The 21019-nt window shown below is 41.1% G+C and carries 19 protein-coding genes; 14 read left to right on the top strand and 5 right to left on the bottom strand.

Features of this window, described 5'->3' with window-relative positions; genetic code table 11:
- Positions 1 to 9: 9 nt before the first annotated feature.
- Entirely contained in the window at positions 10 to 978 is a 969-nt protein-coding gene (locus FZ952_RS01325) for an NAD(P)/FAD-dependent oxidoreductase (protein WP_148880323.1), read from the bottom strand.
- Positions 979 to 1350: 372 nt separating this feature from the next.
- Between FZ952_RS01325 and FZ952_RS01320 the strand changes: the two genes are divergently transcribed.
- Both FZ952_RS01320 and FZ952_RS01315 read left to right on the top strand, forming a co-directional pair.
- Entirely contained in the window at positions 1351 to 2184 is an 834-nt protein-coding gene (locus FZ952_RS01320; protein WP_062198800.1) for a DegV family protein, read from the top strand.
- 112 nt (positions 2185 to 2296) lie between these two features.
- Complete coding sequence (locus FZ952_RS01315; RefSeq protein WP_148880322.1) at positions 2297 to 2572, top strand: HU family DNA-binding protein; 276 nt, start codon at positions 2297 to 2299, stop codon at positions 2570 to 2572.
- Positions 2573 to 2911: 339 nt separating this feature from the next.
- On the opposite strand, the gene FZ952_RS01310 is transcribed toward FZ952_RS01315, so the two are convergent.
- The 4 genes from FZ952_RS01310 to FZ952_RS01295 all read right to left on the bottom strand — a co-directional run bounded on the left by FZ952_RS01310 (position 2912) and on the right by FZ952_RS01295 (position 7505).
- The gene (locus FZ952_RS01310) at positions 2912 to 3658 is read right to left on the bottom strand and encodes a DeoR/GlpR family DNA-binding transcription regulator (protein WP_148880321.1); all 747 of its coding nucleotides are present in this window, start codon (positions 3656 to 3658) and stop codon (positions 2912 to 2914) included.
- 371 nt (positions 3659 to 4029) lie between these two features.
- Complete coding sequence (locus FZ952_RS01305) at positions 4030 to 4296, bottom strand: GIY-YIG nuclease family protein (protein ID WP_148880320.1); 267 nt, start codon at positions 4294 to 4296, stop codon at positions 4030 to 4032.
- Positions 4286 to 5032, bottom strand: coding sequence for a tRNA1(Val) (adenine(37)-N6)-methyltransferase (locus FZ952_RS01300; RefSeq protein WP_148880319.1), 747 nt, complete (start codon positions 5030 to 5032; stop codon positions 4286 to 4288). The genes FZ952_RS01305 and FZ952_RS01300 overlap by 11 nt, the downstream gene beginning before the upstream one ends.
- A gap of 133 nt (positions 5033 to 5165) precedes the next feature.
- The gene (locus tag FZ952_RS01295) at positions 5166 to 7505 is read right to left on the bottom strand and encodes a cation-translocating P-type ATPase (protein ID WP_148880318.1); all 2340 of its coding nucleotides are present in this window, start codon (positions 7503 to 7505) and stop codon (positions 5166 to 5168) included.
- Between the two features lie 159 nt (positions 7506 to 7664).
- Between FZ952_RS01295 and FZ952_RS01290 the strand changes: the two genes are divergently transcribed.
- The 12 genes from FZ952_RS01290 to arcA all read left to right on the top strand — a co-directional run bounded on the left by FZ952_RS01290 (position 7665) and on the right by arcA (position 21000).
- Entirely contained in the window at positions 7665 to 8405 is a 741-nt protein-coding gene (locus tag FZ952_RS01290) for a lysophospholipid acyltransferase family protein (protein ID WP_148880317.1), read from the top strand.
- A 72-nt stretch (positions 8406 to 8477) separates the two neighbouring features.
- Positions 8478 to 9026 carry an HXXEE domain-containing protein gene (locus FZ952_RS01285; protein ID WP_187423840.1) on the top strand — a complete coding sequence of 183 codons (549 nt, stop codon included), beginning with the start codon at positions 8478 to 8480 and terminating at the stop codon, positions 9024 to 9026.
- Positions 9027 to 9171: 145 nt separating this feature from the next.
- Positions 9172 to 9867: a helix-hairpin-helix domain-containing protein gene (locus tag FZ952_RS01280; RefSeq protein ID WP_148880316.1), complete on the top strand. Its 696-nt coding sequence runs from the start codon at positions 9172 to 9174 to the stop codon at positions 9865 to 9867.
- Entirely contained in the window at positions 9848 to 12088 is a 2241-nt protein-coding gene (locus tag FZ952_RS01275) for a DNA internalization-related competence protein ComEC/Rec2 (RefSeq protein WP_148880315.1), read from the top strand. The genes FZ952_RS01280 and FZ952_RS01275 overlap by 20 nt, the downstream gene beginning before the upstream one ends.
- Before the next feature lie 316 nt (positions 12089 to 12404).
- Positions 12405 to 13217 (top strand): DUF6630 family protein, encoded by an 813-nt coding sequence (locus FZ952_RS11695; RefSeq protein WP_262366311.1) that lies wholly within the window; start codon positions 12405 to 12407, stop codon positions 13215 to 13217.
- A 161-nt stretch (positions 13218 to 13378) separates the two neighbouring features.
- Positions 13379 to 14365 carry a DUF805 domain-containing protein gene (locus FZ952_RS01265; RefSeq protein ID WP_148880314.1) on the top strand — a complete coding sequence of 329 codons (987 nt, stop codon included), beginning with the start codon at positions 13379 to 13381 and terminating at the stop codon, positions 14363 to 14365.
- Positions 14366 to 14698: 333 nt separating this feature from the next.
- Positions 14699 to 15736: a DNA polymerase III subunit delta gene (gene holA / locus FZ952_RS01260; protein ID WP_148880313.1), complete on the top strand. Its 1038-nt coding sequence runs from the start codon at positions 14699 to 14701 to the stop codon at positions 15734 to 15736.
- Positions 15737 to 15827: 91 nt separating this feature from the next.
- Complete coding sequence (locus FZ952_RS01255; RefSeq protein ID WP_062198773.1) at positions 15828 to 16433, top strand: superoxide dismutase; 606 nt, start codon at positions 15828 to 15830, stop codon at positions 16431 to 16433.
- Between the two features lie 112 nt (positions 16434 to 16545).
- Positions 16546 to 17601: a serine hydrolase gene (locus tag FZ952_RS01250; protein WP_148880312.1), complete on the top strand. Its 1056-nt coding sequence runs from the start codon at positions 16546 to 16548 to the stop codon at positions 17599 to 17601.
- Between the two features lie 222 nt (positions 17602 to 17823).
- A complete protein-coding gene (locus FZ952_RS01245) occupies positions 17824 to 18603 on the top strand; it encodes a YhfC family intramembrane metalloprotease (RefSeq protein ID WP_148880311.1) in 780 nt (259 codons plus the stop codon).
- Between the two features lie 174 nt (positions 18604 to 18777).
- Positions 18778 to 19464 carry a Crp/Fnr family transcriptional regulator gene (locus FZ952_RS01240; protein ID WP_148880310.1) on the top strand — a complete coding sequence of 229 codons (687 nt, stop codon included), beginning with the start codon at positions 18778 to 18780 and terminating at the stop codon, positions 19462 to 19464.
- Between the two features lie 306 nt (positions 19465 to 19770).
- Complete coding sequence (arcA, locus tag FZ952_RS01235; protein ID WP_148880309.1) at positions 19771 to 21000, top strand: arginine deiminase; 1230 nt, start codon at positions 19771 to 19773, stop codon at positions 20998 to 21000.
- Positions 21001 to 21019 lie beyond the last annotated feature (19 nt).

Genomic DNA, 21019 nt, shown 5'->3' with positions numbered 1-21019 from the left:
AGCTGTTTTTTATAAGCTTGTAGAATGTTTGGGTTGGACCTTTTGGTCGGGATAGATATGATTAATGGCATTGTTGACAGCGGTAGGAGCTTCGCCCAGACCCGTTGCAATTAAATCAATCTTTCCTTCATAGGAACAGCAATCACCAGCTGCATAGATACCTGATATAGAAGTTTCCTGCTTGCTGTTGACCAAAATCTTGTGACGATTGAGTTCCAAGCCCCAATTTTTGAGATTGCCGACAGAAGATTTAAAACCGTAGTTAACAAAGAGATGATCCAGTGGTAGGAGCTGACTTTCGTCTCCCTTGACTTGACTGATTTCCAAGTGGGTAATCTTGCCATTTTCACCGACCAATCGACTAGGAACAAACGGGGTTCTAATCTCAACACTGGAAGCTTTGAGCTCTTCCACACTATGCTCTAAAGCTCGGAAGTTGTCCCTGCGATGCACCAAGCTAGTTTCAGCGATTTTTTCAAATGCCAGAGCCCAGTCAACAGCCGAGTCGCCGCCCCCCAGAACAACAACCTTTTGGCCGGCATACTGGCTGATGTTTGAGACATGATAGTGGAGATTGCTGTAAGCTTCGGCATCGCCTAACTCTAGTGGCCGTGGCTTAAAGGCTCCGCCGCCCATAGCGATAATAATGGTTCTAGTTTCATGCTGGCCCTTGGACGTTTCAATTGTAAAGCCAGAATCCTTTTTTATAATATCCAGCACCGTTTCATTGAGGTAAATATCAGTCTGGAAAGTCTCCAGTTGTTCAATCAGACGCTGTGTCAGCTCTTCGCCAGTCAGATTGGTAAAGCCTGGCACATCCAGAATCCTCTTTTCTGGATAGAGAATAGCGGGTTGTCCGCCCAGCTGAGGCAGAGAATCAATGATTTTGACGCTGGCTTTTCGCATGTGAGCATAAAAGGCGGCAAAGAGGCCGACTGGCCCGCCGCCAACAATGGTGATATCGTAGATTTCAGTCATAGTTTTCCTCTATTAATTCTTTCAAAAATAAACTCTTTTTATTGTACCATAAAATGTTTTAAAAAGGTCATGAAGTTTATTCTAAGATGCTCAGTATAATAATGAAGCAAAAAAGGAAGGTTTTCAGAAATCTCCGTTGCTACGATAAAGGGAGAGACTATATAGCTAAAAAGACTTCTTATTGTGATATGAAGCAGGAGAGTGACAGCTGGACGATAGAATCGAGACTATTAGTTTTGATTGCACTCTTCAAGAATGTAGCTATAATAGCGGTTTTCACTATCTTTTCCATGATAATTTCCCCGCAAAGCTAAAAAATTTGGTATAATGTTTTATAAATAGTAAGATAAAGTAAAGATTAGAGTAGGAATTATGGCAAAAATCAAAATTGTAACTGATTCATCGATTACGATTGAACCAGAGCTTGTGAAAGAATTGGATATTACAGTTGTTCCGTTGACCGTGATGGTCGATGGCGTGGTTTATTCAGATACAAACCTGAAAGAAGGGGAGTTTCTGCGTCTCATGCAAACCAGTAAAAATCTACCAAAGACCAGCCAACCTCCCGTTGGAGTTTTTGCAGAAGTTTTTGAGGCTCTTGCTGAAGAAGATGCTCGGATTATTTCTATCCACATGTCCCATGCCCTTTCAGGAACGGTTGAAGCTGCACGGCAAGGTGCGACATTGGCCAATGCTGATGTCACTGTTATTGATAGTTCTTTTACTGACCAAGCTATGAAGTTCCAGGTCGTTGCAGCTGCTAAAATGGCTCAAGCTGGTGCAAGCTTAGAGGAAATTTTACAAAAAATAGCAGAAATTAAGGACAAAACGGAACTCTACATAGGTGTTTCTACCTTAGAAAACCTTGTCAAGGGAGGACGAATTGGCCGCGTTACAGGTTTAATTAGTTCTCTCCTTAATATTCGTGTCGTAATGCAGATGAAAAATCATGGCTTGCAACCAATGGTAAAGGGACGAGGAGCTAAAACTTTTAAAAAATGGCTGGATGATTTAATTGATGTTTTGAGGACTAAGGAGGTAGCTGAAATTGGTATTTCTTACTCAGGGAGCCCTGAATTAGCCAATGAAATGAAAGCAAGTTTACAGCCTTATGTGAAGAAAACGATTTCTGTTTTGGAAACAGGCTCGATCATTCAGACGCATACGGGGGAAAATGCTTGGGCAATATTGGTTCGCTACGAATAAATCAACATTAATTTGGAAAAAAACTGTTTAAGACTTGACCTAAGGGCATTTTTTAGATATGATAATACTTGTTAGGGTGATAAGCCCATAAAAAATTTGGAGGATTTGTTAAATGGCTAACAAACAAGATTTGATTGCAAAAGTAGCAGAAGCTACAGAATTGACAAAGAAAGATTCAGCAGCAGCAGTTGACGCTGTATTTGCAGCAGTTACTGAATTCCTTGCAGCTGGTGAAAAAGTTCAATTGATTGGCTTTGGTAACTTTGAAGTTCGCGAACGTGCAGAACGCAAAGGTCGCAACCCACAAACCAAAGAAGAAATCATCATCCCAGCTTCTAAAGTTCCAGCTTTCAAAGCAGGTAAAGCACTTAAGGATTCTGTAAAATAATCTTAACGATTAATCAAGTCCATCATTTAATTGATGGGCTTTTTTCTTTTTTCAAAGTTCTGTCTATCTAGCTCGTATTGCTTTAAAACCCAAAGGAAATCATTTTTTCAAATGCAGTTTCTAGGCTGATGCTGGACGTTAGCTAGGATTATTCTAGGTTTAAAAAATAAGTAGGGAGACATCAAAATAAGCCGAGAGATTGTTTGAGCCCATAGTACAGTGAAAATATCGTCAATAGCTGATCTGATAGTTAAGTCAATCATTAACTGTATTTGGGGCAATAGAAAAAGACGACTTTCTATTTTGAAAATCGTCTCAGCTTTAGATTAATGACTTTGATTACAAAATTTCTGTGTAGATCTGATATTTATTCTTAACTTTCGGGGAAATTTTATCATCTGTGACAATCGCATTGATATGATCTAAACGATAAAATGTATAAAAAGAATAACTATCAAATTTACTATTGTCGGCTACAATGTATCTTTCAATCGCATTGTTTAAAATAATCGCATCTGCGCTTCCTTCTTCCTCATTAGCAGTAGTAACGTTATGTCCATCAATGCCATTGACCCCAACAAAAGCTTTGGAAACCTTAATTTCTTTTAAAAGTTCAACTGCAAATTGGCCGACGAAAGTTTGAGTCTTCATACGATAACGCCCGCCAATTAAAATAATATCAAAATGTGGATTATCTTTTAATTTATCAAAAATTGGTAGAGAATTCGTAACGATATTAACATTTTTCCCATCAAGATAGTCCCCGATAAGAGCCGTTGTCGTTCCGGAGCCAATAAAAACCGTATCTCCATCGGCGATTAAATCGGCACACTTCTGGGCGATTATCTGCTTTTCCTCAATGTTCAGCATGATTTTATCCGTGTGGGGAACTTCATTGAACCCGTCTTTAACTTTTTTATGAGCACCTCCATGGACCCGAGTCAGTAACCCTTGTTTCTCCAAATCAATCAGATCGCGTCGAATCGTCATATCTGTGACATTCAGCAATTCTTTAAGACTCTTGACAGAAACAACTCCTGTTTGATCAAGTTCCTGCAGAATAATTCTATGTCGACTTTCCTTCATAGACCTGCTCCTTTCCTTCTCATGTTTTCTGTTAATCTTTATTTTATTATACTATACTTTTAAAATATAAACAAAATAATATGAAAGTTTTTTAATAAAAAAGAGTATTTATGTTTTAGTTTGTTTATTTCGAACATGGATTCGGTTTTGTTAAGACTATTCTTCTATAGTATTTCCTAAGTTTTGAGAAGCGAAAACCCCTGCCTGTAAAGGAAGGGGGTGTTTAGCTATAATAGCGGAAGTTTATATAAATATCTATGTCGTTATACACTTGTTTATACTATTCTAAAGTGTAGTTAGCAAGTTACAAAAATGTTGTTTAAAATACTACATATTGTAATTGTTGTAGACAGAGATAACATTCTAAATAATTATTTATGCTTTCCTTGTTTGTTAATAATATAAGCTAATTTTTTTTGTCGAGTTTTCTGTTTGAAGAGGGCTTCAGCTGACATGGCTGCTGATTTGTCGGGATGTTCTTCCTGATAAAGTAGAGTAACAGGCAATCGGGAGCGGGTGTACTTGGCTCCCTTGCCGGACTGATGTTTTTTGAGCCGTGCGTCTACATCGGTGGTATATCCTGTGTAGAGGGATCCGTCTCCGCACTCTAGGACATACATATAGGCTTTATTTTCCATAGTAAATCTCGTGAATTTCTGGTGTATAGCTGCCATCCTGCTCATGAATAAAGAGGGGAGGTAGGACTTTCAATCCGTCCTGCGATCCGTCCTTGATAGCCTCAATTAAGAGCATATTGGCTTCCCTGCCCTGCTTTGGATAGACAAACTGAATGCGCTTTGGCGCTAAATTGTGAGCTGTCATGGTTGCTAAAATATCTAAAAAGCGATCTGGCCGATGAACCATAGCTAGACGGCCGTTAGACTTGAGCACCCGCTGGGCCATAGCACAGATCTCTTCTAAGTTGGTAGCGACTTCGTGACGAGCTAGAAGATAATGCTCGCTGCCATTGAGATTAGAGCGCTCATCTACCTTGAAATAGGGAGGATTGCAGAGAATGATGTCAACCTTGCTGCCAGATATGTGGGTTCCTAGATTTTTCAAGTCGTCATGGATAACCTGCATCTGTTGAGCAAGATCATTTAGTTCAATGGAACGCTGGGCCATATCGGCCAAACGTTCCTGAATCTCTACAGCTATAATTTGAGCCTTAGTGCGAGTACTGGCAAAAAGGCCGACTGCCCCATTTCCAGCACAGAGATCGACGATTAATCCCCGATTGGGAAGTTTGGGAAAGCGAGAAAGCAGAACGCTGTCAACCGAGTAGCTGAAGACCTCACTATTTTGAATGATTTTAATATCAGTGGAAAAGAGCTGATTAACTCTTTCTCCGTCTTTTAATTTTGCTTCTGTCATACCAACATTATAGCATGATTTAGCAAGGATTCCAAAGGAATATGGGAAGTTTTTGAACAATCAAATAAAAAAACATGCGATGGTTCTCGCATGTTTACATGATCTTAAATGATAGTTCTTTTGTAGCTAGCCCCTAATCAAATCTGTATTTCTGCTTGATAGTGCAGACGATGAAGACAATTCCAAAAATGACCATGAGAATCAGATAGACTGGCAAAGTTGTGGCTGTCAGTGTTGCAATTTCCAAAAGGTGCTGCAGGACAAAGGCTGATAGATAGAAGCCAAAGACAGAGAAGATAATCAGCAGGCTGCGCCAGAGGTTAAGTGGCAAGCAGGCCCGGATGACTGACAGGAAGCTGATGCTACCTAGCAAGTAGTAGGTCAGTGTTGCCATTTCTATGTCGCTCCAGCCATGGCTGCTGCCCCAGATACGGACAAATAGTACACTGAAGATAATCATGAGGGAGCTTGGCAGAGCTAGCTGCAGGGAGCGTTTGAGGAAGTGTTTTTCAACCGGCTTGATATTGCGCTCAAAGGTGAGGACAAAGGGTGGGAAGCCTTCGACAAACTGGTCAATCAAGGTAATTTGAATCGGGATGAATGGGAAAATCAAGAGATATTCCGCCTTGCCTAGCAGGATACTGGCGATACAGATGATAGCTAGGATGAAGGAATAAATGGTCTTGATGAAGAAAATCGGAGCAATTCGGCCGATATTGTTAACGACCCGGCGGCCTTCAAAAAGAATCTCAGGAACATCGTTAAAGTCGGAGTTAAGAAGGACCAGGTTGGCAATCTGCCGGGTTGCTGGGTCGCCCTCAGCCATGACGATGGAGCAGTCCGCTTCACGCAAGGCCAAGATATCATTAACCCCATCTCCCGTCATGGCTGTTGTCCGACCGGCGGCCTTAAGAGTCTGGATGAGCAGTTTTTTCTGATGGGGAGAAACACGGCCGAAGATGGCTGTTTCTTCTGCTTGCTCAACCAGTTCTTGATCGCTGATTTTAGAGCAGTCGATGTAGCTGGCGTAGTTGGCAAATCCAGCCTGACTAGCGATATGGGAAACGGTCACTGGATTGTCACCAGAGATGATTTTCAAGTCAACATCTTGAGAGCGCAGGTAGTCTAAGGTCTCAGCCGCTCCCTCACGAATAGGGTCAGTGATTTCCAGAACAGCCAGAGCAGTCATGTCTTCAGGCAGTTGGATGCTATGTTTGTCTAGCACTTGGTCGCTGTGAGCCAGTACCAAAACCCGTGATCCGCGTTTTTGAGCCTCTCCAACCGCTGCAGGATTGCTGTCCAGCAGCATTTCGGGCGCTCCCAGAAAGATGGTTCCGACACTTGATAAATGCATAGCGCCCCATTTTCGGTCACTAGAAAATGGGATGACATTGCTGCTAGTGTAGGTGTGCTCCAGGTGGCTGTAGCCCTTGCGGATTGCTTGAGCTGTTGGGTTATTATCCTCGCTGGTTTGGATGTAGGCTGCTAAGATTTGACCGACTGTCTCATCAGAAAACTTATCTGACAGACTATGCAAAGCTTCAACAGTCATCTTACCTTGGGTAATTGTCCCAGTCTTGTCTAGACAGAGAGTATCCACCCGAGCCAGAGTTTCGACAGAATACATTTCCTGAACAAGAACCTTACGCATACCTAGCTTGATGACAGCTGTCAGAAGTGACGTGACTGTCAGCAGGGCGATTCCCTTAGGCAGCATACCCAAAAGAGCTGTTGAGCTGGTAATGACAGAGTTTTTGACAGGCAGTCCCTTTATCATCAGGGCTTCAAAGAAGAGAGCCAGTCCGAAAGGAATGATAATTTTTCCAGTAAAGCGGGAAATTTTCCCAAGATTATAAAGAATTCGGGAGTTGATAGGTTTGAGGGTTTTAGCCTCGGTCATGAGCTTGTTGGCATAGTTGTCAGCACCGACATGGTGCACTTCAGCATAGATCTGTCCACTGGCCAGAAAGCTACCAGACAGCAGCTCGGCACCTTCTTCCTTGAGAACCAAGTCACTCTCACCTGTCAGCATGGCTTCATTGGCTTCGGCAACACCGTCTACCACACGGGCATCACTGGGAATCTGCTCGCCAGCTGACAGCTTGATCAGGTCGCCCAGCACAATTTCTTCTGGTTGAATCTTGGCTTCCTGACCATCGCGGATGACTGTGACCAGCTCTCGGCTGACTAGATTGAGCTTGTCAATCATGTGTTTGGCACGCAGCTCCGTGATAATACCAGTGACGGCGTTAAAGCTGATGACGGCGAAAAAGACCAGATTGCTCCAAGCTTGGACAGAGACCAAGGCTAGAGCGATCACAAAGTTAAGGGCATTAAAAAGGGTGAAAACATTCCGCTTAACGATTTGCCAGTTACTAGTACTGGTGTCACTTGTAAAATCGTTAGTCAAGCCCTGCGAAATCTTTTCATCTACTTGGGTTTGGTTTAAACCAATTAATTCTTTCTTGTTCATGAGATTAATGATACCATTTTTTTATAGAAATAGCTATCAGAATCAGCTGCTACAAGCAAAGTTTGGAAAAATATTGCAGACTCTGGAGCGATAAGGTATAATGGGAAAGAGAACCTAATTGATTTCAAGTACCATCACAGTTTGTAAGAAGGAGAGTTTATGTTTTATACTTATTTGCGAGGCTTGGTGATTTTTATCCTCTGGGCTTTAAATGGCAATGCCCATTACCATAATAAAGAGAAGATTCCTTCGCAAGATGAAAATTATATCTTGGTGGCCCCTCACCGGACATGGTGGGATCCAGTTTACATGGCTTTTGCGACCAAGCCCAAGCAGTTTGTTTTTATGGCTAAGAAAGAACTCTTTGAAAATCGGGTGTTCGGCTGGTGGATCCGTATGTGTGGCGCCTTTCCCATCGACCGAGAAAATCCTGGCCCGTCAGCTATCAAATACCCTGTTAATATGCTGAAAAAGAGCAATCGCTCTCTGATTATGTTCCCAAGCGGCAGCCGCCATTCTACGGATGTCAAGGGAGGAGTGGCAGTGATTGCTAAGATGGCTAAGGTCCGTATCATGCCAGTAGTCTACGCTGGTCCCATGAGCCTCAAAGGCTTGGCAGCTGGAGAGCGCGTGGACATGAACTTCGGCAATCCAATTGATATTTCTGACATCAAAAAGATGAACGATGAAGGAGTGGAAGAAGTGGCTCGTCGGATTCAGGCGGAGTTTGACCGCTTGGATGCAGAAGTGGCGCCTTACCAGACAGGCAAAAAACCAAATATCTTTTGGCGGATTTTACGAGCACTGGCCTTTATTCCAGCCGCTTTGATTGGTATTCTGACCTTCATTTTTAGTTTCCTTGCAAGCTTTGTCTGGGATCCAGATAAGCATAGAAAATAAGATACTAATCAGCTTGCTGAGCAATCTTGCTTGGGAGCTGATTTTTGTATGCAAGTGAGCTATAATGTTGGTATGTTTTATAAGGAGGATGCCATGTCTCTTACTTTCTTATCTTTTGTAACCTTATCACTGTTTATGCTGCACGAGTTTGATGAGATTATCCTGGTTCGGCCTTGGATTTCTCAGAATCAAGACCATCAAGGCTATCAAAAGGAGATGTTCATTGCCAGAAGAGGAAGTTATCTTTCTGCTGAAAGCATTGCTCTGATGATTGCGGAGGAATTTTTGCTAGCTTTTATTCTCTTGCTGCTTGCGATTCTATTTCGCATTCCCGAGCTAGCTCTGGCTATTGGCTTCTGTCATACTCTTCATCTGCTGGGCCATATCATGCAAATACTTCGCTTTCGTCGCCTGGTACCGGGCGGCTTCACGGCTTTGACGACATTTCCCATATTGATCTTAGTCTTGGTCCGTTATCTAAGTCAGCAGTCAGTTTCTTGGCCGCTGCTGCTGATTTTAAGTGCGTTTATAATGGTTTTCCTTTTGGCAAACTTGGCTTTTTTACATAGCAGAGCTCAAAAGATAGAAACTTGGATATACAAGATAAGCAAAGCAAATTGATTTTACAGCTCCTATTTTTATCAATGGCCTTTCTATCTACGACTACTTGCAAAATAAGAATTTTAAAATATGACAAGCTGAAAATTTTCACGGCTTGTTTTATTTTTTGAATTTTTTACGAATAAAAAGATAAAGGAGAAAAATTATGTTTGAAGAAATCATTGAAAAATTGAAGGAATACAAGATTTTTGTTGGACTTTCCTTATTGGGGGTTATCTTTGCTGGCTTTTTCTTGCTGAAGGGCAACGCTCAGCCACAGAATCAGGTCAGTGCACTGGCTCAGGAAGTGGTCACATCAGCTTCGTCTGAAATCGACACAGAAAAAAGAAGTGCGAATCAGGAAAAAATCGACTCAGAAAAGGATATGGATTCAGAGGAATCTGAGGAAGAAGTCACCGTTGATGTCAAAGGAGCTGTCAAAAATCCAGGAGTTTATCAGTTGCGGGCAGGAGCGCGTGTGCATGATGCCTTACAAAAAGCAGATGGCCTACTGCCAGATGCCGAGTCAAAATCCATCAACCAAGCTCAAAAATTAACAGATGAGGCGGTTGTTTATGTAGCTAGAGTCGGTGAGGAAGGGGCAGATGTGACACAAGCTAGTCAGACGCCCGCTGGAAATGGAGAAACGGCAAAAGGGAAGTCTAGCTTGGTCAATCTCAATACGGCGACCGAAGCTGAACTTCAGACAGTTTCAGGAATCGGTCAAAAGAAAGCGCAAGACATCATTGCTTATCGGGAAGCCAATGGCCAATTTAAGTCAGTAGATGAACTGAAAAATGTCTCAGGAATCGGTGCTAAAACCTTAGAAAAGTTAAAAGACTATGTCACAGTGGATAAATAAATTTCCCATCAAACCTATCTATTTCTGTCTTTTGCTGGTGCTGACCTACTTTGCGATTTACACTAGTAGTCTGCCAGCTTATCTAGGTTTAGCAGTCCTCCTTGTTCGGCTCTTCTGGCTTTATTCGACTAGAAATAGTCTGCTTGTTTTGATGCTTTTGAGTCTCTTTGCAGGATTTTTCCTATTTCGGAGAGAAATGGCTAATCAAGCCTTTCAAGATGAACCGAAAACCATCTCTGCCATTGTGATGAAGCCAGATACAATCAAAGTCAATGGCGACTCGCTTTCTTTTCGCGGTCATTCCAATGGTCGAACTTATCAGGCTTTTTATAAAATCCAGTCAGAACAGGAAAAACAAGCTTTTCAAAAGCTGAGCGATCAACTGCTTTTGGATATTGATGGAGAGCTTAGTTTAGCAGAAGACCAGCGTAATTTTTCAGGTTTTGACTATCGGGCTTATCTGAAAACGCAGGGGATTTACAGGATTTTGAAGATCAATCAAATCAAGTCCAGTCAGCATTTTAACAGTCTTAATCCTTGGGATTGGCTGTCGGTCTGGCGGAGAAAAGCCTTGGTTTATATCAAAGAAAACTTCCCTAGTCCCATGAGTCATTATATGACTGGACTCTTGTTTGGTGATTTGGACACAGATTTCGCTGAGATGAATGAACTTTATTCCAGTCTGGGGATTATCCATCTCTTTGCCCTATCTGGCATGCAGGTCGGCTATTTCATGGATGGTTTTCGTCGTATTCTCCTGAAATGTGGCTTGAAAAGGGAAACTGTCGATTGGCTTCAGCTACCCTTTTCCTTTATCTATGCCGGTTTGACTGGTTTTTCAGTGTCGGTCGTGAGGAGTTTAGTGCAAAAGCTGCTCTCGCAGTTTGGTGTGACTAAGTTGGACAACTTTGCTTTGACAATCATGCTTCTAGCCATTTTTATGCCCAATTTTCTCTTGACGACGGGTGGCATTCTTTCCTGTGCCTATGCTTTTGTCATCTCTGTCATGGACTTTGAGCATTTACCTTCCATGAGAAAGGTGCTGGCAGAAAGTCTGACTATTTCACTGGGGATTTTGCCGATTCTGATTTTCTATTTTTCCGAATTTCAGCCGTGGTCTATTCTGCTGACTTTTCTATTCTCAGTCGTTTTTGATCTTTTTATGCTTCCAGCCCTGACTTTTATTTTTGCCCTATCACCTCTTTTGAAAATTACCCAGGTCAATGCCTTGTTTGAACTGCTGGAAGGGCTGATTCGCTGGACGGCGTCTATTTCTTCACGGCCAGTGGTTTTTGGTCAGCCATCTATCTGGATGATGCTGGGGCTGCTGATCACTCTTGGCTTGCTCTATGATTTTCGCAGACAGAAGAAAGTTTTGATCCTTCTCAGTTTGGCTCTTGCTCTGCTATTTTTCGTCACAAAGCATCCCTTGCAAAATGAGATCACTGTCATCGATATTGGTCAGGGAGATAGCATTTTCTTGCGCGATTGGCAGGGGAAATCTATTCTGATTGATGTAGGTGGGCGAGTGGAGATTGGCAAGAAAGAAGCTTGGCAGAAGCGGATTTCTTCGACAAATGCAGAAAAGACCTTGATTCCCTATCTGAAAAGTCGGGGACTTAGTCACTTGGATGTTTTGGTTTTGACCCACACCGATACGGATCACATGGGCGATATGCTGGAAGTGGCCAAGCATTTTTCTATAAAGGAAGTTTACGTGTCTAAGGGGAGTTTGACCCAGCCAGATTTCGTGGAGAAACTAGGTCGGATGCAGACAAGAGTCCATGCAGTAGAAGTAGGAGATAGGCTTCCGATTTTTGATGGAGCTTTGCAGGTTCTCTATCCTGAGGATACGGGCGACGGTAGCAATGATGACTCTGTCGTTTTGTACGGGAAGTTTTTTGGAACCAGCTTTTTGTTTACAGGAGACTTAGAGGAGAATGGCGAAGCTACCTTGATGCGACGTTTTCCGCAACTCAAGGTGGATGTCTTAAAAGCAGGACACCACGGTTCCAAAGGCTCCTCTAGCCCAGAATTTTTAGAGCAAATCCAGCCCAAACTAGCTCTCATCTCCGCAGGGAGGAATAACCGCTACAAGCATCCTCATCAGGAAACTTTGGACAGATTTGAGAACATTCAGACACAGATTTTCCGGACAGATGAGCAGGGAGCCATTCGCTTCAGTGGCTGGGATTCTTGGCAGATTGAGACGGTACGTTAGAAAACAAGAATGTTAACTTATTAAAGTGATATCGATTGTTTTCTGTTATTTTAGTAGGTTGTGGGATTGTGAGTTATTCTAGATTCTTGTGGAATACAATAAACGAGAAAAGAGTCGTCAATAACGAGAAGCCAGTCAGCTTTACATTTAAAAATGGAAAGGTTGTAACTGTATAGGGTTAGGTTTGAGTCATTTTTGATGTAAAATTTGAAGATTAAAAATATTGAGCTGTATCTGAATTTGAGTGATAGAAGCTAAAATATGGTATAATATCAAATAAGTTTGGAGAATAAAATTAGAATTTAGAGACAGTATTGTGAATATTTATAATTGGATTCAGAAAATAATCTTTAATACATACGAAGAATGGCATATGAAAAACCCTATATATGATAGTAGCGGTTTTCACATTGTGGGAATTGATAATTCGCTAAAGGCTATGCAGGATGGATATATTATGTATACCGAGATATATCCCCCACATGCTATAAATGGCTGTACATCCATGAAGGCAGTCGTCGGTAAAAGCGAAGAAGTTCTGAATTTATATATGGAAATCAATGGTAAAAAATATGCTATTTTTGACTTAAGCTATGGCGATGCAGTGCAGATCATGAGAACTTTCGTGAAAAGATCAGCTCTTCCGGACGAAAAAACATATACAGAAGTTTTGGGAAATGACAATGAGAAGATTAAGGCTTCTTTCACTGAACTATCAGAACTGCTGATAGGAGATTCTAAGTATGCTCAGAGCTTTCTTAAGAGAGTAAAGCCAGAAAATATGGAAGATATCGAAATTGCATGGGAAGAACTTTATGAAGAACTGTTAAGACTGGGAAAGGCGGTTGAATTAGACTGGAAAGGTAGAAAGGATATTTTTGTTCACGCAGTAAAAACATTGAGTTTAGGTTTGAAGCTTGAAATAAATGAAGACATACTCGACGGGAATGAAGATATTCCGAGATGGAGCAAAGTGATTAATTCTTTATGGGAAGATCATATTTTAGCAGCAATAGATATGGGCAGTGACAGCTATGTATTGATTATCCTTAGTAAAGAAAATTTTAGTAGAGTAAAAGAATTAGCGAGAATAATTTTGCATCGCATAGCCGCTGCTGAAGAGATGTGAAAAATTCTAATTTGCAGAATAAACCACTTGATAGACACTTTTTCAATGAAGCTTTCATGAACAGTGTCTCATTCGTTTGGGCGACAAAGTTGACCGTTGTATTGATTTATTTATGTAACTGTGCTATTATATACGTTATAAAAATTATAAAGGAGAATGTTATGTTTGCTGCATATAAAAAGTTCTGGGTTCAATATGCTGATTTTAGCGGCCGTTCAAGCCGTTCGGATTACTGGTGGGTTGTCCTATGTAATTTTTTGATTACCTTACCATTTTCGTTGATTGCCTTTTTCGGTTTCCTTATTCCACTTTTTAGTGAAATTTATTATGCGGGATTGTACGATTATGAACCCGATTTATCTGGAGCTATGGCTGGCGCTGGTTTAGCTACGTTCATAATGTTCTTGCTTGCCATCTATGGACTTGCAACGATCGTTCCTCATCTCGCTATCACAGTTCGTCGTCTTCGCGACGCTGGTTTCCACTGGGCATTTATTTTTTTGGGAGTAGGGCCATCAATAGCTTCTGTCATTCCAGTTTTGAATATTTTAGCTGCTTTGGTTTCTCTTCCATGTGGTATTGCTCTGATTGTATTGCTTTGCCAATCCAGCAAGCCAGTTCAACAAGTGACTGGAAATCCTTACGGACAACAGGTTGGTCAGCAAGGATTCCAAGGCCAGCAATTTGGTCAACCGCAAAACCAGCAGTTTGGTCAGTCAGGATTCCAAGGTCAGCAATTTGGTCAGCCACAAGCACCAGTTCAGAATCAACAGTTTGGTCAACCGCAACAACCGGTTCAAAACCAGCAGTTTGGTCAGTCAGGATTCCAAGGCCAGCAATTTGGTCAGCCACAAGCGCCAGTTCAGAATCAACAGTTTGGTCAACCACAACAACCGGTTCAAAACCAGCAGTTTGGTCAGCCGGGATTCCAAAGTCAACCATTTGGTCAGCCGCAAGCACCAGTTGAAAATCAACAGTTTGATCAACCACAACAGCCAATTCAAAATCAACCATTTGGCCAGCCAGTTGAACAGGAAGTTCAGCCAGCGGTTGAACCTGCACCGGACCAATCATTTGTATCCCCATTCCAAGAACAGCAAGAGCCTGTTTTAAATGAAAATGGAACTGAGGAAACATCAGAAAACTAATAAAAAAATCAAAGGAGGCTGGGATATGATTATCCTAGCCTTGATTTGTTATAGAAAAAACTCTTGATGTGGAGGCGGAATGCTAAAACAGTCCACTGGACTACTTTAGCTTGGAGATGAAATATCCGTAAAAATGTATCAACAGCATTACTCTGACAATTTTTAGATTAAAGGGATTGCTTTTGGAGAAAGAATAAATGTTGTTCGTGAACTTTCCTGCAGCAAACTCTAGTTTTATTTGTCGAATCGTGAAAACCAGCAGACTTTCCTGCTGTTTTTTGTTACAATTTAAACATGAGAAAGAATCAAGTAAAAATGAAAAGGGAGTGCACTGTGTTAGCAATTGAAAAAATTAAGAAAATCACTCCCGAAAATCTTCCATCCTTAACGATTTTGACAGGAGATGACTTGGGGCAATTTGAGCTGTTAAAAGATGAGTTTCTGAAGAAGATTCAATATAATCCAGCAGATTTGAATGTCACGCTTTTTGATATGAAAGAGGCAGCTTATCAAGATGTAGAGCTAGATTTAGTCAGCCTACCTTTTTTTGCGGATGAAAAGATTATTATTCTAGATCATTTTGCGGATCTGACGACGGCAAAAAAGCGCTATTTATCAGATGATGAGCTTAAGTCCTTTGAGCAGTATTTGGAAAATCCAAGCAGCACAACTAGATTGGTGATTTTTGCAGAAGGGAAACTGGACAGCAAGCGCCGACTAGTTAAGATGCTCAAGCGAGACGGACAGATCTTTGAAGCAGCTGAAATCAAGGAAGCAGATTTACGCCAGTATTTTGCCAAACAGGGGCAGCAGGAGGGGTTGGAGTTTGCTCCGAAGGCTTTTGACCACTTGCTCATCAAATCAGGCTTTCATTTCAGCGAAATCAGTAAAAACTTGGCTTTTCTGAAGTCCTATAAGAAATCTGGGCAAGTCAGTCTAGAAGACATTGCTGAAGCCATTCCTAAAACCTTACAGGATAATATCTTTGATTTGACCCAGTTGATTTTACAGAAACAAATTGATGCGGCGCGGACTCTGGTTCGGGATTTGACCCTGCAGGGCGAGGATGAGATCAAGCTGATTGCCATCATGCTAGGACAGTTTCGGATGTTTACTCAGGTTAAGATTTTGGCGGAGAATGGCCGAACTGAGAGCCAAATCGTGTCGGATTTATCAGACTATCTAGGTCGTAAGATTAATCCCTTTCAAGTCAAGTATGCACTCAAAGATGCGCGTGGGCTTAGCCTCAGCTTTTTGAAAAGAACTCTGGCCTGCTTAATTGAAACCGATTATCAGATTAAGTCTGGGCTCTATGATAAGGATTATCTTTTTGACCTTGCTTTACTGAAAATTGCAACAGAAAACTTCTGAAAGTCCAGCAAAATTGATAAGCAAAATAGTTGAAAAAAGCAGGTGTTTGCGTTATCATGCTTATAATAATAAAGAAAATGAGGACAAGTAAATGGCAATTATTTTACCAGATCTACCTTATGCATACGACGCTTTAGAACCTTACATCGATGAGGAAACAATGCACCTGCACCATGACAAGCACCATCAAACTTACGTGAATAATGTAAATGCAGCGCTTGAAAAACACCCTGAAATCGGTGAAGATTTAGAAAAACTTTTGGCAGATGTTGAGTCTATTCCGGCTGATATTCGTCAGGCAGTGATTAACAACGGCGGTGGCCATCTGAATCACGCACTTTTCTGGGAATTGATGACAGCGGAAAAGACAGAGCCATCTGCGGAGTTAGCAGCAGCTATTGATGCGACTTTTGGTTCATTTGAAGATTTCAAAACAGCCTTCACAACAGCAGCAACGACTCGTTTCGGTTCTGGCTGGGCTTGGTTGGTAGTCAACCAAGAAGGTGGTCTGGAAGTTGTCTCAACACCCAACCAAGACACACCAATTTCTGATGGTAAAACACCAATCCTCGGCTTGGATGTCTGGGAACATGCTTACTACGTGAAATACCGCAATGTTCGTCCTGACTACATCAAAGCTTTCTTCTCAGTGATTAACTGGAACAAGGTCAACGAGCTCTACGCAGCAGCAAAATAATAGAAAGACAACCCGAATCAAGATGATTCGGGTTTTTCTCTTCAAAATTGCCCTTTATACTTGTTATTTTTGGGATATTTTTTTATAATACTAAAAAATCAGGAGAAATATTTTGAATAAAAACGATATAATGAAATTTGCTGGGATGTTTTTGGCATCCTTCTTGCTTATTTGTGGATTGACTCTATTTTTCCAACAAAATCAACAAGTTAAAAAGAGCGTGCCGGAATCTAGTCTAGCAATCACCTCTTCGTCCTCTGGAGAAGAGACAAAAACAAACACAGAGCCAGCTCCTGTTGCTGCTAAGACACCGGAAGAGAAGCAGCGAGTGATGGAAGAAGACCTCCCGACCATGGAAGCCTTGGGCTTATCTTACGATTATGCGAATATGACCTTGACACAAGTCATCCAAGCCTACATGGATGAAGTAGGGATTGACCATTCTCAGATTGCTTTTTCATACAAGGATCTGACAAGCGGGCAAACCTATGCTATGAACGATACCCAGCCCATGACAGCCGGCTCCACTTATAAACTGCCTCTCAATATGTTGGTCGTTGATGAGGTGGTTGCAGGCAAATTATCATTGGAAGAGCGTTTTGATATTACGAACACTAGTTACGAATACAAAGGAGAGCATGATAATTATGTAGCAGCCTTCAATGGTGCTATGTCTATTCCAGATATGCAGGAGTATTCGCTGATTTACTCTGAAAATACACCAGCTTATGCTTTGGCAGAGCGGTTGGGTGGGATGGATAAGGCTTATGATCTGTTTAAAAAATACGGCCAATCAAAAGCGGAAATCAAGACCATCAGTAAAGAAAATAAAACAACAACGGATTATTATATTCAAGTCCTAGAGTATCTATGGAATAATCAAGAAAAATATAAGGATCTTCTCGATTTCATCGGGGTTTCTTTCCCAAATGAATATTACAAGCGCTATGTTCGCGGCATTACCATTTATCAAAAGCCTGGCTATGTCCGTGAGGCACTCAATGTCAACGCGATTGTCATGGAGGAGAAACCTTATATTGTGGCCCTCTATACGGCCTATTTGGGTGGCAGTACGGAGGCTAGTGACGAGATTAGCGGTGTCGGAATTGATCAGGTTGGTCAGATTGCTTATATCATCAATGAGTGGCATCGTGTAAATATGAACTAACCCAGTCCGCTATTGTAACGCTAGGTTATTACATCACAAACTTTGAATCAGAATACTTTTCTTCCTCTTTAGGCGAAAACGTTATTCCTGAATGTAACTTCTAATCCTAGAATAAGTGCTGTTTGCCTACATCTTAGAAGCTCTGCAAAGAGGATCGGTGTCTGGGGAGATAAATTATCTCATTCCATTAAAAATTTTTAAAATAGTCGAGGAGACAGCTTAATGCTTCAAATACATATTTTGCTTGCCATGTTACTGATTTTAGTTGCTGTGGTAATTCCAGTGCTTTATTTTAAAAAGACTAAGCAGATTTCTTTGCTTGTTTTTCTCTTGGGAGGGGTTGGATTTTATCTGTCCAGCCAGATTTTTGAAAATCTATTGCATCGTTTGGTTTTGCAGCCTCAGGCCGATGGGACGATTGCTCTGATGAAGGACTCTCCTTTACTCTATGTTCTTTATGGCATTACAGCTGCGGCGATTTTTGAGGAGACGGCGCGTTATCTGATTTTTTATTATCTGCAAAAGAAGCGTCCCTTGACTGTTAACGATAGCTTAGCTTATGGTCTGGGTCATGGTGGGATAGAGGCCTTCTTTATCGGAATTGCAGGACTTTTGAATCTTTTTTTCCTTGTCCAACTAGTCAGTCAAGGTGATAGTAAGTTGCTGGCACAGTTACCACAAGTGACGATTTCCTACGTGCAGCAGCTGCAAATAGGAAGTATTTATTTACTGGCTTTTGAACGAATCTTAGCACTTGCGATTCAAGTTTTCCTGACCTTCTGGGTTTGGGCAGCTGTAAAAGAGAGAACAGCAAAGTATTTTTTTGCAGCTCTGGTCTTCCATGCCCTTATTAATCTAGCGCCTGCTCTTGTCCAGGTTGGCTGGCTTGCTCAGCCTATCTTGGTCGAAGTTATGATTTTTGTAGAATTTCTTGCTCTGGTATATCTGACCAAGAAATTTCTGCCGGTTTATTTTTCTGAAGCTAGAGTTAGGAAAGCTTAGTAATAAATGACAGGATACAGCGTGCTTCAATCAATACTTTAGCAAATAGAACACTTAAAAGGCTGGAAATGGATTCCAGTCTTTTTGCAAGAAGTAACGTGGATAAAGTAATTCGTTTCTTTTGTAAGTGGATTTATGCTATAATCGTAATAGTATCAAACAAAAAGGTTTATTATGATCAATAAGGAACATTATCAAATTATTAAACAACATCCAGCTTTTGCTAATCTACCTGTGGAGCTTTTTGACAAAATAGCTGTTGAGATTCAATTTCGTAAGATTCCCAAAGGGCAGATTATCTTTTTTTCAGGGGATCGTCGGGAGCGGCTTTTCCTTTTGCATCAGGGCTATGTTCGTATCGAGCAATATGATTCAACGGATACATTTTCCTACATGGACTATATTAAAAAGGACAGTATTTTTCCTTATGGGGGCATGTTTTTTGATGAGCGGTATCATTATACTGCCAGTGCGGTCACTAATGTGGAGTATTTCAGCATTCCCATGGACTTGTTTGAGAATTGTTCAAAGAGGAGTGTAGAACAGCTGCTATTTATCACCAAGCGGTTATCGCAGATTTTAGAATTTCAGGAGCTCCGCTTGAGAAATGTTGTATCAGCCAGTGCCACGGATCGTGTTATCCAATCTCTCTCCATTTTATGCATGGATTTTTGCAAGGAGGGAGACAGCCTACCATTTCCTATCAGTATGAAAGAATTAGCCAAGCTGGGAGCTACAACACGCGAAACAGTCAATCAGGTTCTAAAAAAATTGAGGGAAGAAGGCCAGATTGATTATGAGCATAAGAAACTCACTTTTAAAAAGAAAGAATATTTTATGAAATATTTTGAAGGAAGCTAATCAGTCATTTGATTAGCTTTTTTCAAACATTTTGCTACATTTTAGCCATTTTTCTGATGATATCCTCATATTAAGCGCACATTATTTTTTTGTAAAAAAATATATATTCTTAAAAATAATATAATAGCTATAATATGCAAAGAAAACGCTTAAAAAAAGATAAATATGAAAATGTTTTATAAAAAACACAAAGGATTTGGCATTTACAATGTAAGATTTTTGATGTAAGCCTTTTCAAACAGTGGTAGAATAAGAGACATAAAAGGGATTGGGAAACCAAACCTCAATGAAGAAGGAGGACAGTTGATGTCTACACATCCAATTCATGTTTTCTCAGAAATTGGGAAACTGAAAAAAGTTATGTTGCACCGTCCAGGCAAAGAGTTGGAAAACTTGCTGCCGGACTATCTAGAACGTCTTCTTTTTGATGATATTCCTTTCTTGGAAGATGCTCAAAAAGAACACGACGCTTTTGCTCAAGCACTTCGTGATGAAGGAGTGGAAGTTCTTTATCTTGAAAAGTTGGCTGCTGAGTCACTGACTTCTCCAGAAATTCGTGAACAGTTCATCGAAGAATATCTGGAAGAAGCAAATATTCGTGGACGCGAAACGAAGAAAGCTATTCGTGAATTGCTGCATGGTATCAAGGACAACCAAGAATTGGTTGAAAAAACAATGGCAGGGGTTCAAAAAGTTGAATTGCCAGAAATTCCTGAAGAAGCTAAAGGTCTGACTGACTTGGTGGAATCAGATTATCCATTTGCGATTGATCCAATGCCAAACTTGTACTTCACTCGTGACCCATTTGCAACAATGGGTAATGCAGTATCTCTTAACCACATGTTTGCAGATACTCGTAACCGTGAAACTCTCTACGGTAAATACATCTTCAAGCACCATCCAGAATACGGTGGTAAGGTTGAGTTGGTTTACAACCGTGAAGAAGATACTCGTATCGAAGGTGGAGATGAGTTAGTTCTTTCTAAAGATGTACTGGCAGTTGGTATTTCTCAACGTACAGACGCAGCTTCTATCGAAAAACTTTTGGTGAACATCTTCAAGAAGAATGTTGGCTTCAAGAAAGTTTTGGCTTTCGAATTTGCTAACAACCGTAAATTCATGCACTTGGATACTGTCTTCACTATGGTAGACTATGACAAGTTCACGATTCACCCAGAAATCGAAGGCGACCTTCGCGTTTACTCAGTTACTTATGAAAATGAAAAACTCAAGATCGTTGAAGAAAAAGGTGACTTGGCTGAACTTCTTGCTCAAAACCTTGGCGTAGAAAAAGTTCATTTGATTCGTTGCGGTGGTGGCAATATCGTAGCAGCTGCGCGTGAACAATGGAATGACGGATCTAACACCTTGACTATCGCTCCTGGTGTGGTAGTGGTTTATGACCGCAATACCGTAACCAACAAGATTTTGGAAGAATACGGGCTTCGCTTGATTAAGATTCGCGGAAGTGAATTGGTTCGGGGCCGTGGTGGACCTCGTTGTATGTCTATGCCATTTGAACGCGAAGAAGTTTAATCCGTGCTAGGCAGTCGTC

Origin of the sequence: Streptococcus sp. Marseille-P7376, assembly GCF_902460385.1 — a bacterium.
GTDB classification, from domain to species: Bacteria; Bacillota; Bacilli; order Lactobacillales; family Streptococcaceae; genus Streptococcus; species Streptococcus sinensis.
This window is presented reverse-complemented; position numbering and strand designations above follow the sequence as displayed.

Bases quoted from the DNA above. Each gene is read 5' to 3' on its own strand.
- FZ952_RS01265 (WP_148880314.1), top strand. From the start codon at position 13,379: ATGTTTGCTGCATATAAAAAGTTCTGGGTTCAATATGCTGATTTTAGC.
- FZ952_RS01245 (WP_148880311.1), top strand. From the start codon at position 17,824: ATGCTTCAAATACATATTTTGCTTGCCATGTTACTGATTTTAGTTGCT.
- FZ952_RS01315 (WP_148880322.1), top strand. From the start codon at position 2,297: ATGGCTAACAAACAAGATTTGATTGCAAAAGTAGCAGAAGCTACAGAA.
- arcA (WP_148880309.1), top strand. From the start codon at position 19,771: ATGTCTACACATCCAATTCATGTTTTCTCAGAAATTGGGAAACTGAAA.
- FZ952_RS01290 (WP_148880317.1), top strand. From the start codon at position 7,665: ATGTTTTATACTTATTTGCGAGGCTTGGTGATTTTTATCCTCTGGGCT.
- FZ952_RS01240 (WP_148880310.1), top strand. From the start codon at position 18,778: ATGATCAATAAGGAACATTATCAAATTATTAAACAACATCCAGCTTTT.
- FZ952_RS01285 (WP_187423840.1), top strand. From the start codon at position 8,478: ATGTTTTATAAGGAGGATGCCATGTCTCTTACTTTCTTATCTTTTGTA.
- FZ952_RS01280 (WP_148880316.1), top strand. From the start codon at position 9,172: ATGTTTGAAGAAATCATTGAAAAATTGAAGGAATACAAGATTTTTGTT.
- FZ952_RS01310 (WP_148880321.1), bottom strand. From the start codon at position 3,658: ATGAAGGAAAGTCGACATAGAATTATTCTGCAGGAACTTGATCAAACA.
- FZ952_RS01320 (WP_062198800.1), top strand. From the start codon at position 1,351: ATGGCAAAAATCAAAATTGTAACTGATTCATCGATTACGATTGAACCA.
- FZ952_RS01295 (WP_148880318.1), bottom strand. From the start codon at position 7,505: ATGAACAAGAAAGAATTAATTGGTTTAAACCAAACCCAAGTAGATGAA.
- FZ952_RS01275 (WP_148880315.1), top strand. From the start codon at position 9,848: ATGTCACAGTGGATAAATAAATTTCCCATCAAACCTATCTATTTCTGT.
- FZ952_RS01255 (WP_062198773.1), top strand. From the start codon at position 15,828: ATGGCAATTATTTTACCAGATCTACCTTATGCATACGACGCTTTAGAA.
- FZ952_RS01300 (WP_148880319.1), bottom strand. From the start codon at position 5,032: ATGACAGAAGCAAAATTAAAAGACGGAGAAAGAGTTAATCAGCTCTTT.
- FZ952_RS01305 (WP_148880320.1), bottom strand. From the start codon at position 4,296: ATGGAAAATAAAGCCTATATGTATGTCCTAGAGTGCGGAGACGGATCC.
- FZ952_RS01325 (WP_148880323.1), bottom strand. From the start codon at position 978: ATGACTGAAATCTACGATATCACCATTGTTGGCGGCGGGCCAGTCGGC.